This is a genomic window from Micromonospora sp. NPDC048907, assembly GCF_055586885.1.
Genome location: NZ_JBVJHI010000008.1, coordinates 1 through 13,159, shown reverse-complemented (window position 1 = coordinate 13,159; position 13,159 = coordinate 1). Strand labels below are relative to the sequence as shown.

Annotated in this window: 13 protein-coding genes; 11 read left to right on the top strand and 2 right to left on the bottom strand. The window is 72.8% G+C overall.

From position 1 onward, the window contains the following. Positions 1-175 precede the first annotated feature (175 nt). From helR to glnA, 4 genes are all read left to right on the top strand, one after another. The gene (gene helR, locus ACZ6PY_RS25450) at positions 176-2,335 is read left to right on the top strand and encodes an RNA polymerase recycling motor ATPase HelR (RefSeq protein ID WP_466075968.1); all 2,160 of its coding nucleotides are present in this window, start codon (positions 176-178) and stop codon (positions 2,333-2,335) included. Between the two features lie 74 nt (positions 2,336-2,409). Continuing rightward, on the top strand, positions 2,410-2,967 hold the full coding sequence (locus ACZ6PY_RS25445; protein ID WP_466075965.1) for an RNA polymerase sigma factor: 558 nt from the start codon (positions 2,410-2,412) through the stop codon (positions 2,965-2,967). Further along, positions 2,960-4,222 carry a WD40/YVTN/BNR-like repeat-containing protein gene (locus ACZ6PY_RS25440; protein WP_466075962.1) on the top strand — a complete coding sequence of 421 codons (1,263 nt, stop codon included), beginning with the start codon at positions 2,960-2,962 and terminating at the stop codon, positions 4,220-4,222. The genes ACZ6PY_RS25445 and ACZ6PY_RS25440 overlap by 8 nt, the downstream gene beginning before the upstream one ends. 115 nt (positions 4,223-4,337) lie before the next feature. Next, the gene (gene glnA, locus ACZ6PY_RS25435) at positions 4,338-5,762 is read left to right on the top strand and encodes a type I glutamate--ammonia ligase (RefSeq protein ID WP_466075959.1); all 1,425 of its coding nucleotides are present in this window, start codon (positions 4,338-4,340) and stop codon (positions 5,760-5,762) included. Positions 5,763-5,775: 13 nt separating this feature from the next. Here glnA and ACZ6PY_RS25430 read toward each other — a convergent pair whose 3' ends face one another. Beyond that, on the bottom strand, positions 5,776-7,560 hold the full coding sequence (locus ACZ6PY_RS25430) for an N-acetylglutaminylglutamine amidotransferase (RefSeq protein WP_466075956.1): 1,785 nt from the start codon (positions 7,558-7,560) through the stop codon (positions 5,776-5,778). A 168-nt stretch (positions 7,561-7,728) separates the two neighbouring features. On the opposite strand from ACZ6PY_RS25430, the gene ACZ6PY_RS25425 reads away from it, so the two are divergent. Further along, positions 7,729-8,082, top strand: a complete 354-nt coding sequence (locus ACZ6PY_RS25425; protein ID WP_466076518.1) for an ArsR/SmtB family transcription factor — start codon at positions 7,729-7,731, stop codon at positions 8,080-8,082. Further along, a complete protein-coding gene (locus ACZ6PY_RS25420) occupies positions 8,079-8,774 on the top strand; it encodes a cation efflux transmembrane domain-containing protein (protein WP_466075953.1) in 696 nt (231 codons plus the stop codon). Before ACZ6PY_RS25425 ends, ACZ6PY_RS25420 begins: the two co-directional genes overlap by 4 nt. Positions 8,775-8,826: 52 nt before the next feature. Here the strand turns inward: ACZ6PY_RS25420 and ACZ6PY_RS25415 are convergent, their stop codons facing one another. Next, the gene (locus ACZ6PY_RS25415) at positions 8,827-9,285 is read right to left on the bottom strand and encodes an ArsI/CadI family heavy metal resistance metalloenzyme (protein ID WP_466075950.1); all 459 of its coding nucleotides are present in this window, start codon (positions 9,283-9,285) and stop codon (positions 8,827-8,829) included. Between the two features lie 80 nt (positions 9,286-9,365). Between ACZ6PY_RS25415 and ACZ6PY_RS25410 the strand changes: the two genes are divergently transcribed. From ACZ6PY_RS25410 to ACZ6PY_RS25390, 5 genes are all read left to right on the top strand, one after another. Continuing rightward, positions 9,366-9,737, top strand: a complete 372-nt coding sequence (locus ACZ6PY_RS25410) for an ArsR/SmtB family transcription factor (protein WP_466075947.1) — start codon at positions 9,366-9,368, stop codon at positions 9,735-9,737. Next, on the top strand, positions 9,734-10,471 hold the full coding sequence (locus tag ACZ6PY_RS25405) for an aquaporin (protein ID WP_466075944.1): 738 nt from the start codon (positions 9,734-9,736) through the stop codon (positions 10,469-10,471). Before ACZ6PY_RS25410 ends, ACZ6PY_RS25405 begins: the two co-directional genes overlap by 4 nt. Beyond that, complete coding sequence (locus ACZ6PY_RS25400; RefSeq protein ID WP_466075941.1) at positions 10,468-10,866, top strand: arsenate reductase ArsC; 399 nt, start codon at positions 10,468-10,470, stop codon at positions 10,864-10,866. The genes ACZ6PY_RS25405 and ACZ6PY_RS25400 overlap by 4 nt, the downstream gene beginning before the upstream one ends. A gap of 196 nt (positions 10,867-11,062) precedes the next feature. Next, positions 11,063-11,479, top strand: a complete 417-nt coding sequence (locus tag ACZ6PY_RS25395; RefSeq protein WP_466075938.1) for an SCP2 sterol-binding domain-containing protein — start codon at positions 11,063-11,065, stop codon at positions 11,477-11,479. 4 nt (positions 11,480-11,483) lie between these two features. Next, the coding region (locus ACZ6PY_RS25390; protein ID WP_466075935.1) for an amylo-alpha-1,6-glucosidase at positions 11,484-13,159 on the top strand (1,676 nt) is incomplete at its 3' end.

Here is a 13,159-nt window from a genome sequence, read left to right as displayed (position 1 = left end):
CACCTTCAACGTATATCGCACCCGGGGGCTTGCGGCAAGACCCCGGTCGTGCCGCAGAATCACCGGCCGAAGCCAGCTACCTGCGGAAACGGGGTGGCGGGACGGCGCCGGTGATCTCGCGGCGCCGCCGCGGCCCCAGATCGGAACCGGTGCGTTGAATCCCCGAACCAGCAGTGTGTTCGACCTTCCCGACCGCCTCTCGCCCAAGGCCGAGCCGGCCCTGATCGCCCGCGACGAGGAGCACTTCGCCGCCATGGCGGAGAGCCTCGAGCGGCTGTCCGCCGACCTGTCCGACCGCCTCGACGCCGCGCGCAGGGCGCCCGGCGGCAAGGGCCGGCAGGCCTCGGACCGGGACGAGGAGGTCCGCCGCCTGACCGCCCGGCTGCGCACCCTGCACCGGTACGGCGTGGACCTGTGCCTCGGGCGCATGGTCGGCGCCGACGGCGGCGAGCCCGTGTACATCGGTCGGCGTGGCCTCACGGACAGCACGGGCCGCCGGCTGCTGCTCGACTGGCGCTCCCCCGCGGCCGAGCCGTTCTTCGGCGCGACCCACGCCAATCCCATGGGCCTGGCGAGCCGCCGCCGGTACCGCTGGACGCAGGGCCGGATCACCGACTACTGGGACGAGGTGTTCACCGCCGACGGCTGGGAGGGGCACGCCGCGCTCGACGACCAGTCCGCCTTCATCGCCAGCCTGGGCACCAGCCGGTCGAACCGGATGCGGGACGTGCTCGGCACCATCCAGGCCGACCAGGACGCCATCATCCGGGCGGGATCCCGTGGCGCTCTCGTCGTGGACGGCGGTCCGGGCACCGGGAAGACCGTCGTGGCCCTGCACCGCACCGCCTACCTCCTCTACGCCGACCCGCACCTCGGTCGCCGCCGGGGCGGCGTGCTGTTCGTGGGTCCGCACCAGCCCTACCTGGCGTACGTGGGCGACGTCCTTCCCAGCCTCGGCGAGGAGGAGGTCCAGACCTGCACCCTGCGCGACCTCGTCCCCGAGGGCGCCACGGCGACGGTCGAGACCGACCCGGACGTGGCGCTGCTGAAGTCGTCCGCGCGGCTCGTCACGGCGATCGACGCGGCGGTCCGGTTCTACGAGGAGCCGCCAACCAGGGGGATGACGGTCACGACCGACGAGTCCGAGATCTGGCTGAGCGCCGACGACTGGGCCGCCGCGTTCGACGCACCGGATCCCGGCACCCCGCACAACGAGGCGCGCGACCAGGTGTGGGAGGAACTGCTCACGATCCTGACCGACAAGCACGACGGCGAGGAGCCGGCCGACCAGCTCCGCCGGTCCCTGCTGCGCAACCGGGAGCTGCGGACGGCCTTCCACCGCGCGTGGCCGCTGCTCGAAGCGACAGACCTCGTCGGGGACCTGTGGTCGGTCCCCGCCTACCTGCGGAAGTGCGCTCCCTGGCTCGGCCCCGACGAGGTCCGGCGGTTGCAGCGTGCCGACGCCCGGGCCTGGACGGTGTCCGACCTGCCGCTCCTGGACGCGGCACGGCAGCGGCTCGGCGACCCCGAGGCGTCCGGGCGCCGGCGCCGGCACGACGCCACGGTGGCGGCCGAACGCGCGCGCATGGCCATGGTCGTCGACGAACTGATCGAGGCCCACGCCTACGACGACGGTGAGGGTGTGCTGTCGAGCCTGCGTCAACTCGACCTCCAGGACGCCCTGGTCGACGAGGCCGGCCTGCCCGGCGCCGACCCGGACCTGCTCGCCGGCCCGTTCGCGCACGTCGTCGTGGACGAGGCCCAGGAACTGACCGACGCGGAGTGGCAGATGCTCCTGCTCCGCTGCCCGTCCCGGAGCTTCACCATCGTCGGGGACCGCGCCCAGGCCCGGCACGGGTTCACCGAGTCGTGGCAGGAACGGCTCGAACGGATCGGGCTCGACAAGATCCGGCTCGCCACCCTGAGCATCAACTACCGGACGCCGAAGGAGGTCATGGCGGAAGCCGAGCCGGTCATCCGGGCCGTGCTCCCGGACGCCAACGTACCGACCTCCATCCGCGGCGGCGGCGTCCCCGTCGTACACGGATCCGCTTCCGATCTCGGCTCGATCCTCGACGCCTGGCTCGCCGCGCACGCCGAGGGGGTCGCCTGCGTCATCGGCGACCCCACCTTCCGGGAGACGCCCCGGGTCCGGTCACTGACCCCGGAGCTGTCGAAGGGCCTGGAGTTCGACCTGGTCGTCCTCGTCGACCCCGAGGCGTTCGGCGACGGCATCGAGGGCGCGGTGGACCGGTACGTCGCGATGACCCGGGCGACCCAGCAACTCGTCATCCTCACCAGCACCGGACCGATGGTCGCCACGCGACGGCCCTGAGCGCCGCGGGGCATGTCACCGCGCGGCCCGCTCGCCGGTCGTACTGGGTGAGTGATGACACGGGAGGGGACGATGTGGACCCACAGCAACAGATCAGACAGGTGTACGCCAACTCGGCGGCCCGCCTCGTCGCGCAGGCGTACGCGATGACGGGCGACTACGCCGAGGCGCAGGACGTGGTGCAGGAGGCGTTCGTCCGGGCGCTGGCCCGGCCGGGGCGGTTCCGCGAGGTGGCCAACCCGGAGGCCTGGCTGCGGACGGTGGCGTTGAACGTCGCGCGGTCCCGACACCGCCGCCGGGTGCTGCTGCACGGGCTGGTCCGCTCCGGTCGCCTCGACCCGGCGCGGCCCAGCGCTCCGGCGCTGTCCCCGGATCACGTCGCGCTCGTGGCGGCGTTGCAGAAGCTGCCGCGCACGGCCCGGGAGACCGTCGTGCTGCACCACCTCGCGGACCTGCCCGTCACCGAGGTGGCATCCACCATGGGCTGCTCGGTGGAGGCGGTGAAGACCCGGCTGGTCCGGGCTCGCCGCGCCCTGGCCGAACATCTCGGCGACGACGACCCGGTCCCGTCCCCGCCGACGGCCGCCACAGCTGTCCGGACCCGCGCCGACCGGGAGGCCCGCCATGCCTGAGCTGAACTTCGCCGGCCTCAACGCCGCCGCCCAGGCCGGGTTCAAGCCGCACTTCGAGCAGGTCGTCGCCGCGGCGCGCCGGCGCCGTCGCCAGCGCCGGATCCTGACCGTCGCCACCGCCGCCGTGCTGCTCGCCGGCTCGGGGGTCGCCGTGGCGGCCCGGTCCGGCGAGGACGTCCCGCCGGCGACCCGGTTCGGCACCGACCGTACGCCGGACTTCATCCCCACCCCGGGTGGCACGCCCGCCCCGGGCACCGGCCCTCGGGTCAGCACCGGGCGACCCGCGGCCGGCGACCTGACCCACGTCTACCTGCGCTGGACCGAGTGCCGCGGCTGTCCCCCGCGGTGGGCCGGCACCGACGACGGCGGCCGGCACTGGCGTACCGGTCCACTACCCGTGCCGGCCGACGCCATGGTGGACCTGCGGGCAGTCGGACCGCGCACCGTGGTGGCCCACTACGTCCCCCGGTCGGCCCCGGACAGCAGGTCCGGCCGATGGATCGCCAGCGCCGACGGTGGGTCCACCTGGCGCGAGGTGACCGTGCGGCCCGTGGACGCCCTACCGGCCGGCTGGCGGGTCCTCGGCCGCCAGCCCGGCCCCACGCAGGACCCGATCGTCGCCGCCGACCCGGCCACCGGCGACCTGGCGCAGCTCACCCGGCCGTCGGCCCTGCGCAATGCGGTGGTGGTCGAGACCGTGCCCGCCGGGGCCGGGCTGTGGGTCAGCGGGTTCACCGGTGAGCGCGTCGCGCGCGACAGCCGGATCATCGGCACCGGCGGTGCCGTGGAGGTGAGCCGCGACGGCGGTCGGACCTGGTTCCGGCACGAGTTCCCGGACGATCTCGCCGCCTCCGACGACGTCGGCGGCCCGGCGGTCGCCACGCGGGACGGCCGCACCGTCTACGCGCTCGGCCGGGTGCGCGGCGCCCTGGTGGTGTGGCGCAGCACGGACGGCGGCGGCACCTGGACGCGGACCGCCGCGACGGCCTGGGTCGGCGACCGCACCGTCCGCGCAGCGGTGCGGCCCGACGGTGTGCTGGTGGTGCAGGCCGGCGTCTCGGCCCGGGAGAACCCGCTGATGTTCACCAGCTCCGACGCCGGCGCGACGCTGCGCCCGGCGCCGCTGGGGCCCGGCGCCGACGCCCGCCCGCTGCCGGACGGGTACGTGCAGACCGGCTGGCCGGACAGCCCGGGCGCCTGGCTCTCCACCGACGGCGTCGCCTGGACGTGGCTCGACCCGCCCGAGCTGCCCTGAGCGGAGCGGCTGCTCCCGGCGGTCCGGCCGCCGGGAGCAGCCGCCGGGTGTACGCCGGCGTAGAACGGGTAATCCCGGGCGCTCAACAGCCGTGTCGATCGCGCCAGGGGGACGTGTGTTCGCCAATCCCGAGGAACTGCTGCGTTACCTCGCCAACGAGGACGTGAAGTTCGTCGACGTACGTTTCTGTGACCTGCCCGGCGTGATGCAGCACTTCAACCTGCCGGTGGAGTCCGTCGACGACAGCCTGTTCACCGACGGCCTCGCGTTCGACGGCTCGTCGATCCGCGGCTTTCAGACGATCCATGAGTCGGACATGCTGCTGCTGCCCGATGTCGCGACCGCGTTCATCGACCCGTTCCGGGCGCAGAAGACCCTGGCGTTGAACTTCTTCATCCACGACCCGTTCACCCGCGAGGCGTACTCGCGGGACCCGCGCAACGTGGCGAAGAAGGCCGAGGCGTTCCTCGCCGCCAGCGGCATCGCCGACACCGCCTACTTCGGCGCCGAGGCGGAGTTCTACATCTTCGACTCCATCCGCCACGAAACCTCCGCCCACCAGTCGTTCTACTACATCGACTCGATCGAGGGCGCCTGGAACAGCGGCCGCGACGAGCCCGGCGGCAACCGCGGTTACAAGACCGCCTACAAGGGCGGCTACTTCCCCGTCCCCCCGGTGGACCACTACGCCGACCTGCGCGACAGCATCGTGCGTCGCCTGGTCGACACCGGCTTCACCGTCGAACGCTCCCACCACGAGGTCGGCACCGCCGGCCAATCGGAGATCAACTACAAGTTCTCCACCCTGCTGCACTCCGCCGACCAGCTCCAACTGTTCAAGTACATCGTCAAGAACGAAACCTGGGCCAACGGCAAAACCGCCACGTTCATGCCCAAGCCCCTGTTCGGCGACAACGGCTCCGGCATGCACACCCACCAGAGCCTCTGGCTCAACGGCGAACCCCTGTTCTACGACGAGACCGGCTACGCCGGCCTGTCCGACACCGCCCGCTGGTACATCGGCGGCCTGCTGCACCACGCCCCCTCCCTGCTGGCCTTCACCAACCCGACGGTCAACTCCTACCGCCGGCTCGTGCCCGGCTTCGAAGCCCCGGTGAACCTGGTCTACTCGCAGCGCAACCGCTCCGCCTGCACCCGCATCCCCGTCACCGGCGCCAACCCGAAGGCCAAGCGGGTCGAGTTCCGCGTCCCGGACCCGTCGAGCAACCCGTACCTGGCGTTCTCCGCGATGATGATGGCCGGCCTCGACGGCATCAAGAACAAGACCGAACCGCCGGCCCCGATCGACAAGGACCTCTACGACCTTCCCCCGGAGGAATGGGGCGACGTCGAACAGGTCCCCGGATCACTGCCCGCCGTCCTCGACGCCCTCGAAGCCGACCACGACTACCTCCTCGACGGCGGCGTGTTCACCCCCGACCTCATCTCCACCTGGATCTCCTACAAGCGGGCCAACGAGGTCGACCCCGTCCGCCTGCGCCCCACCCCGCACGAGTTCGCCCTGTACTTCGACTGCTGACGGCGCCCGCGGGTCAACGGATGCCGTGGGACTGGAGCCACAGTTCCAGAAGGCCGAGCTGCCAGAGCTTGTTGCTGCCGGCGGCGGCCTGCGCCCGGTCCGGTTCGGCGAGCAGTTCGGCGACGTACTCCGGCCGGAACAGGCCGCGTTCCCGCGCGGCCGGCGCGGCGAGCGCCTCCGTGACGAGGTGCCGCACCGGCCCGTCGACGTTGCGCAGGGCGGGCACCGGAAAGTAGCCCTTCGGCCGGTCGATCACCTCCGCGGGCAGCGTCTCCCGGGCCACCTCCTTGAGGATCCCCTTGCCGCCCTGCGCCACCTTGTGCTCCGGCGGGCAGGCGGCCGCGACGGCGACGAGGTCCTGGTCCAGGAACGGCGTACGCACCTCCAGCCCCCACGCCATGCTCATGCTGTCCACCCGCTTCACCGGGTCGTCCGGCAGCATCAGGTGGGTATCCAGGCGCAGCACCGCGTCGAGCGCCGTGTGCGCCCCCGGCGCGGCCAGGTGCGCGGCGAGCAGCTCGCGGCTGGCGTCGTGGTCACAGGCGTACGCCGGGTCGACCACCAGGTCCAGCTCCGCGTGGCTCCGGTCGAAGAAGGCATCGGCGAACGCCTCGGCGGCGCCCTCCCGGGGCACCTGCGTGAGCGGCTGGTGGTAGCCGTAGCCGGCGAACACCTCGTCGGCGCCCTGACCGGACTGCGCCACCTTGACGTGCCGGGCCACCTGCTCGGAGAGCAGGTGGAAGGCGACGACGTCGTGGCTGCCCATCGGCTCGGTCATCGCCACGATCGTCCGCCGCACCGCGGGCTCCAGGTCGTCGTTGCTCAGCTGGATGCGGTGGTGGTCGGTGCCGAAGGTGCGGGCGACCAGGTCCGAGTAGTGGAACTCGTCGCCGCTCTCGCCGCCCCGGCTGTCGAAGCCGATGCTGAACGTCTGCAGGTGGTGCTGCCCGGCCTCGGCGAGCAGGGCCACGATCATGCTGGAGTCCAGCCCGCCGGAGAGCAGCACCCCGACCGGCACGTCGGCGACCAGCCGCCGCCGCACCGCCGCGCGCAGCGCGTCGCCGATCGCGACCTGCCAGTCCCGCGCCGTCATGCCGGCGTGTGCCGGGTCCCGCCGGTATTCGGGCCGCCAGTAGACACGCTCGCGGCTGCGCCCGTCGGCTTCCACCACCCGCACGGTGGCGGGCGGCAGCTTGCGGATCCCCCGCAGGACGGTCCGGGGCGCGGGCACGATCGAGTGCCAGGACAGGTAGTGGTGCAGCGCCACCGGGTCGATGCCCGTGTCGACGTCGCCGGCGGCCAGCAGCGCCGGCAGGGTGGAGGCGAACCGCAACCGCCCCGGGGACTCGGCGAGGTAGAGGGGCTTGATGCCGAGCCGGTCCCGGGCGAGCACCAGCCGGCGCCGCTGTTGGTCGACCAGCACGACCGCGAACATCCCGACGAGGTGGTGGACGAAGTCCTCACCCCACTGGGCGTACGCCACGAGGATGACCTCGGTGTCGCTGGTCGAGCGGAAGGTGTGCCCGGCCTGCCGCAGCTCGTCGCGCAGCTGCGGGTAGTTGTAGACGCAACCGTTGAACACCAGCGCCAGGCCCAGGTCCTCGCGGACCATCGGCTGCGCCCCGGCCTCGGAGAGGTCGATGATGGTGAGCCGGCGGTGGCCGAGGGTGATCCATCCGTCGTTCCACAGGCCCTCCCCGTCGGGGCCCCGGGACCGCATCGCCTCGCTCATCCGGGTCACCGCGTGGCCGTCCGGCACGGATCCGTCGAACCGGGCCTCCCCGCTGATCCCGCACATCCTCGGGGCACCTCCTCTGGCCTGCCGGTAGACACGAACATCGCTTGCCCGTCACCGCCGGACCGGTGGCACGGCCCATGAGAGGCCGCGACTACCCGTTGCGCGGGTGGCGAAACCGGCCCGCCGGCCTTATCGATTCCGCAGGTGGGATATCATCACCGGGTGGCGATGGATTCCTGTGCGGGGTCGGCCCCCGCCGTGGCGCTGTTCCGCTCCCTCGGTGACCCGACCCGGCTGGCCATCGTGCGCCGGATCGCGACCGGCGAGGCGCGCGTGGTGGACCTGACCGGCGAGCTGGGCCTGGCGCAGTCCAGCGTGTCGAAGCACCTGGCCTGCCTCCGGGACTGCGGTCTCGTCGACTACCGGGTCGACGGCCGCCAGTCGTTCTACTTCCTGACCCGGCCGGAGCTGCTCGACCTGCTCCGTTCCGCCGAGCAGCTCCTGGCCGCCACGGGCGAGGCCGTGGCGCTGTGCCCGGTCTACGGGTCGGCGGCCGACTCGCGGGCGGCGGTGCCGCGGTGAGCGTGTCGCTGCTGCCCCCGGAACGCCGGGCGGCGCTGTCCCGGCGCAGCCTGTGGCTGGCCTACGCCACCGCCGGCTACAACCTCCTGGAGGGCCTGGTCGCCCTCGCGGCCGGCGCGGCGGCCTCCTCCACGGCGCTGATCGGGTTCGGCCTGGACTCGTTCGTCGAGGTGTCCAGTGCCGCCGTCGTCATCTGGCAGTTCCGCTCGCGGGTGCCCGAGGAGCGGGAACGCGTCGCGCTGCGGCTCATCGGCGTGTCCTTCTTCGCCCTGGCCGCGTGGGTGACCGTCGACGCCGCCCGCTCGCTGCTGGCCGGAGGCGATGCGGACGCCAGCCCGGTCGGCATCGGCCTGGCCGTCGCGTCGCTGATCGTGATGCCGCTGCTCGTCGCGGCCAAGCGACGCACCGGCCGGGAACTCGGCTCGGCGACGGTCATGGCCGACTCCACGCAGACCATGCTGTGCACCTACCTGTCCGCGGTGCTGCTCGCCGGCCTGGTTCTCAACGCGCTGTGGGGCTGGTCGTGGGCCGACCCGATCGCCGCGCTCGTCATCGCCGGGGTGGCCGTCAAGGAGGGTGTGGCGGCCTGGCGCGGCGAGCACTGCGACGACTGCGGGTCCCTGCCCGTTTCCGACGCCGGAGGCGAGCGCGGGAGCTGCGCGGACGGCTGCTGCGCCGACGGAACGGCGTGAGGCGGCCCGCGCGCCCGCCCTCGGTCGAGAGGCGGGCGCGCAGGCGCTGCCGTCAGCAGCAGCTCGCGGTCGCCCCGCCGGTCACCGGCTCCCTCTCGCCGGCCGGCGTGCAGCAGGCGCCGTCGGTAACCTTCTCCAGCTGGGGCGAGTCGGCCTTGACCGTGTAGACCTCCCAGGGCTCGTGGCCGGGGCCGCGCACCCAGACCTTGTCCTGGAGGGCGTAGCAGCACTCGGTGTCGTTCTCCTCGAGGGTGATCAGGCCGGCGTCGGTGAGGCGGCGGGTCGCGGCGGTGACGTCGTCGGCGCTGAACACCTCGACGCCCAGGTGGTCCATGACGGTCGGCTGGTCGGCCTCGCCCTCGAGGAGCACGAGCTTCAGGGGCGGGTTGTCGACGGCGAAGTTGGCGTAGCCGGGGCGGCGCTTGGCCGGCTCGACACCGAACAACGTCGAGTAGAAGGCGACGGAGCCCTCGAGGTCGGACACGCGCAGCGCGAGCTGGACACGGGACATGACTTCCTCCTGGTTGCCTAGATGAACTTCGAAGTAGGACCCACGTTGCACCCTGTTTTGAAATCTGTCAACCTAGAGCCATGTCGAAACAAGCCCTTCCGGTGCTCGACCTGAACCGGGTCGCCTGTTGCCCGCCGATCGCGGTCCGGCCGATGGACGCGGACCAGGCGGCCGTGGTCGCACCGATGTTCAAGGCCCTCGGTGACCCGGTCCGGCTGCGGCTGATGTCGATGATCGCCTCGGTGCCCGAGATCTGCGTCTGCGACCTGACCCCGGCGTTCGACCTGTCCGGTCCCACCATCTCCCATCACCTGAAGCTGCTGCGCGAAGCGGGCCTGGTCGACTCCGAGCGGCGCGGCACCTGGGTCTGGTACCGGGCACGCCCCGAGGCGCTCCGCCAGCTCGGCGCGCTGCTCGACATCCCCGGCACCCCGACCGGCAGCGGCGAGTGAACCTCGCTCTGCCCCGGCGGGCCTCGGCGGAGTTCTCCGGAACGGCCCTCCTGGTGACCGCGGTCGTCGGCTCCGGAATCGCCGCGGCCCGCCTCTCCCCCACCGACGTCGGCCTCCAGCTCCTGGAGAACGCGATCGCCACCGCCCTCGCGCTGGGCGCACTGATCCTGACCTTCGGCCCGGTCTCCGGGGCGCACCTCAACCCGGTCGTCTCCGCCGTCGACTGGTGGCTCGGCCGCCGCGCCGGCACCGGCCTGACCAGCCGGGAACTCGCCGCCTACACCGCCGCACAGACCGGCGGCGCGATCGCCGGCGCCGTCCTGGCGAACCTGATGTTCGGACTGCCCGCCGCGGCCTGGTCCCACACCGAGCGCGGCGGAGGGAGGCTGTGGCTGGCCGAGGTGGTCGCCACCGCCGGCCTGGTCGTCCTGGTCGTCGCCCTCGCCCGCTCCGGCCGCACGTCCGCCGCACCGGCCGCCGTGGGCGCCTACATCGGGGCCGCCTACTGGTTCACGTCCTCCACGTCGTTCGCCAACCCCGCCGCCACCGTCGGCCGGGCCTTCACCGACAGCTTCGCCGGCATCACCCCCACCTCGGTGCCCGGCTTCATCGCCGCCCAGCTCGTCGGCGGCCTGGTCGCCGTCGCGGCGCTCGCCGCGTGGTATCCCCGTGCCGGAGACGCCGCCGGCGCCGTGGTCGTACCCCACCGGATCGAGCAGACCGAGGCGTCATGAGCGACAAGCCCACCGTCCTGTTCGTCTGCGTCCACAACGCGGGCCGCTCCCAGATGGCCGCCGGCTGGCTCCGCCACCTCGCCGGCGACACCGTCGAGGTCCGCTCCGCCGGCAGCGAGCCGGCCGACCGGATCAACCCCGTGGCCGTGGAGGCCATGCGCGAGGTCGGCATCGACATCACCGACCGGACGCCGGCCCGGCTCACCTGGGACGCGGCCGAGGCCAGCGACGTCATCGTCACCATGGGCTGCGGGGACGCCTGCCCCGTCCTCCCGGGCAAGCGGTACGAGGACTGGACGCTCACCGACCCGGCCGGACAGCCCCTCGACGTGGTCCGCCGGGTCCGCGACGACATCCGCGCCCGGGTCGAGAAGCTCGTCGACGGCCTCCGGTAGGCGGCCTTCCTGCTCGTCGAGCCGCCGGTCGCCGTTCGAGTAGGAAGATCGTGGCGCCGTCGTCGTTCCGGCTGTCGAAGAATGCTCGCCGACCCCGGCGTACGCGGTCGCGTCCCGGCGTCCCCACGGCTACGTGCGCAAACGGCAGTTCTCGCAGCTGGTGGGGCCTTAGGCTGCAAGCGGGCGGGGGCAGGGCATGAGCGATGACATCGAGGCGTTCTTCGTGGCACTACCTGCGCGGGGGCGGGCCGTGCTGCCACCGCGCGTTCGCGGGACGCTGCGCGTGGACCTGGTGACCCACGGCTCGACCGAGCACTGGTACGTCGACCTCCGCGCGACGGACCAGGTGGTGGTGAACCGGAACGCCGGGGCGGCCGACGCGGTGCTCACGACGACGCCCGCGGTGTTCGCCCGGCTCGTGCGGGGCGAGTCCCCCGCCACGGCCGTGCTGCTGCGCAACGACGCCACCCTGGTCGGCGACGCCCGGCTGGTCCTGGCGTTCCGGCGCTACTTCCCGCCCCCGGGCGGCACCGGCGATCCCCGGGAGGGCGCGCAGCGGCGGGCTCCCCACGGGCAGGCCTGGCGCGAGCGCCTGCGAGCCGGGACGGGGTGACGGCATGCCGATGCGGAAGTCGATCAGCATCCTGGACGGGAACACCTTCCTGGTCTGCGACGACCGTGGCGACGTGGACCCGTCGCCCAGCGTCCCGACCGGGCTGTTCTCCTACGACACCCGCTTCCTGTCCACCTGGCGGTTGAGCGTGAACGGGGAACGGCTGCACGCGCTGTCGGTGGACGACATCCGGTACTTCGAGAGCCGGTTCTTCCTCGTGCCGGGCGAACCGACCCACTACGTCGACGCGACGGTGTCGGTGATCCGCGACCGCAGCATCGGCGGCAGCTTCACCGAGAACCTCGCGGTGCTCAACCACACCGACGCGGAGACGACCCTGACGGTACGCGTCGACATGGCCTCCGACTTCGCCGACATCTTCGAGATCAAGAACCCGCGGGGCAAGAAGGCGCCGGTGCAGGCGATCGTGGAGGAGGGGCAGCTGCGGCTGCGCTACCGCCGGGACAGCTTCCACCGCGAGACCGTGATCTCCAGCTCCGCACCCGCCCGGGTCGACCCGGAGGGCATGACGTTCGAGGTGCGCGTGCCGGCGCAGTCGGAGTGGCAGACCCGGTTGCACGTACGCACGCTCGTGCTGGGCGCGCACGAGCGCGACTTCCGCGACAGCCTCGAGCTGCGCCAGGCCCGGTCCCCGGCCGAGCTGGACGAGCAGCTCCGGCGATGGACGGCGACCGCGCCCCGGCTGAAGTGCGACAGCTCGTCCATCACCACCGCCTACCGACAGAGCCTCGTGGACCTCGCCGCGCTGCGCTACACCTCCATCACGATGGCGGAGGAACTGGTCGCCGCCGGCCTGCCGTGGTTCATGACCGTGTTCGGCCGGGACAGCATCTTCACCTGCCTGCAGGCCCTGCCGTTCACCCCGCAGCTCGTGCCCGCCACCCTCGGCACGCTGGCCTACGGGCAGGGCAGCCGCCTCGACGACTTCCGGGACGAGGAGCCGGGCAAGATCCTGCACGAGCTGCGCTACGGCGAGTCCGCCGGATTCGAGGAGCAACCCCACTCGCCGTACTACGGCGCGGCCGACACCACTCCCCTGTTCGTCATCCTGCTCGACGAGTACGAACGCTGGACCGGCGACGGCGCGGTGGTGCGCGCCTACGAGTTCGAGGCCCGCGCCGCTCTGGACTGGATCGACACCTACGGCGACCTGCTCGGCACCGGCTACGTCTGGTACGAGACCCGCAACCCCGACAACGGCCTGGTCAACCAGTGCTGGAAGGACTCTCCGGACTCGATCTGCCACCGCGACGGGCGCCTGCCCCCGTTCCCCCGCGCGACCTGTGAACAACAGGGCTACGCCTACGACGCCAAGATCCGGGGCGCGCGCCTGGCCCGCCTGTTCTGGAACGACCCCGCCTACGCCGACCGCCTCGAACGGGAGGCCGCCGACCTGAAGGCCCGGTTCAACGAGGAATTCTGGATCGCCGACGGCGAGTACTACGCCCTCGCGCTGGACGGGGAGGGAAACCAGGTCGACGCGCTGTCCTCGAACATCGGGCACCTGCTGTGGAGCGGCATCGTCGAGGAGTCCCGGGCCGGGCGGGGGGGGGGGCCGGGGGGGGGGGCCCCGCCGGGGGGGGGGGGGGGGGGGGGGCGCCCCCGCCCCCCCCCCGCCCCCCCCCAACCCCCCCCCGCGCCACCCCGCGCCCACCGGGG

Excerpts from the sequence above, each read along its gene's own strand:
- ACZ6PY_RS25415 (WP_466075950.1), bottom strand. The coding sequence starts at position 9,285 with ATGTCCCGTGTCCAGCTCGCGCTGCGCGTGTCCGACCTCGAGGGCTCC.
- ACZ6PY_RS25395 (WP_466075938.1), top strand. The coding sequence starts at position 11,063 with ATGAGCGATGACATCGAGGCGTTCTTCGTGGCACTACCTGCGCGGGGG.
- ACZ6PY_RS25440 (WP_466075962.1), top strand. The coding sequence starts at position 2,960 with ATGCCTGAGCTGAACTTCGCCGGCCTCAACGCCGCCGCCCAGGCCGGG.
- ACZ6PY_RS25400 (WP_466075941.1), top strand. The coding sequence starts at position 10,468 with ATGAGCGACAAGCCCACCGTCCTGTTCGTCTGCGTCCACAACGCGGGC.
- ACZ6PY_RS25425 (WP_466076518.1), top strand. The coding sequence starts at position 7,729 with ATGGATTCCTGTGCGGGGTCGGCCCCCGCCGTGGCGCTGTTCCGCTCC.
- ACZ6PY_RS25430 (WP_466075956.1), bottom strand. The coding sequence starts at position 7,560 with ATGTGCGGGATCAGCGGGGAGGCCCGGTTCGACGGATCCGTGCCGGAC.
- ACZ6PY_RS25410 (WP_466075947.1), top strand. The coding sequence starts at position 9,366 with ATGTCGAAACAAGCCCTTCCGGTGCTCGACCTGAACCGGGTCGCCTGT.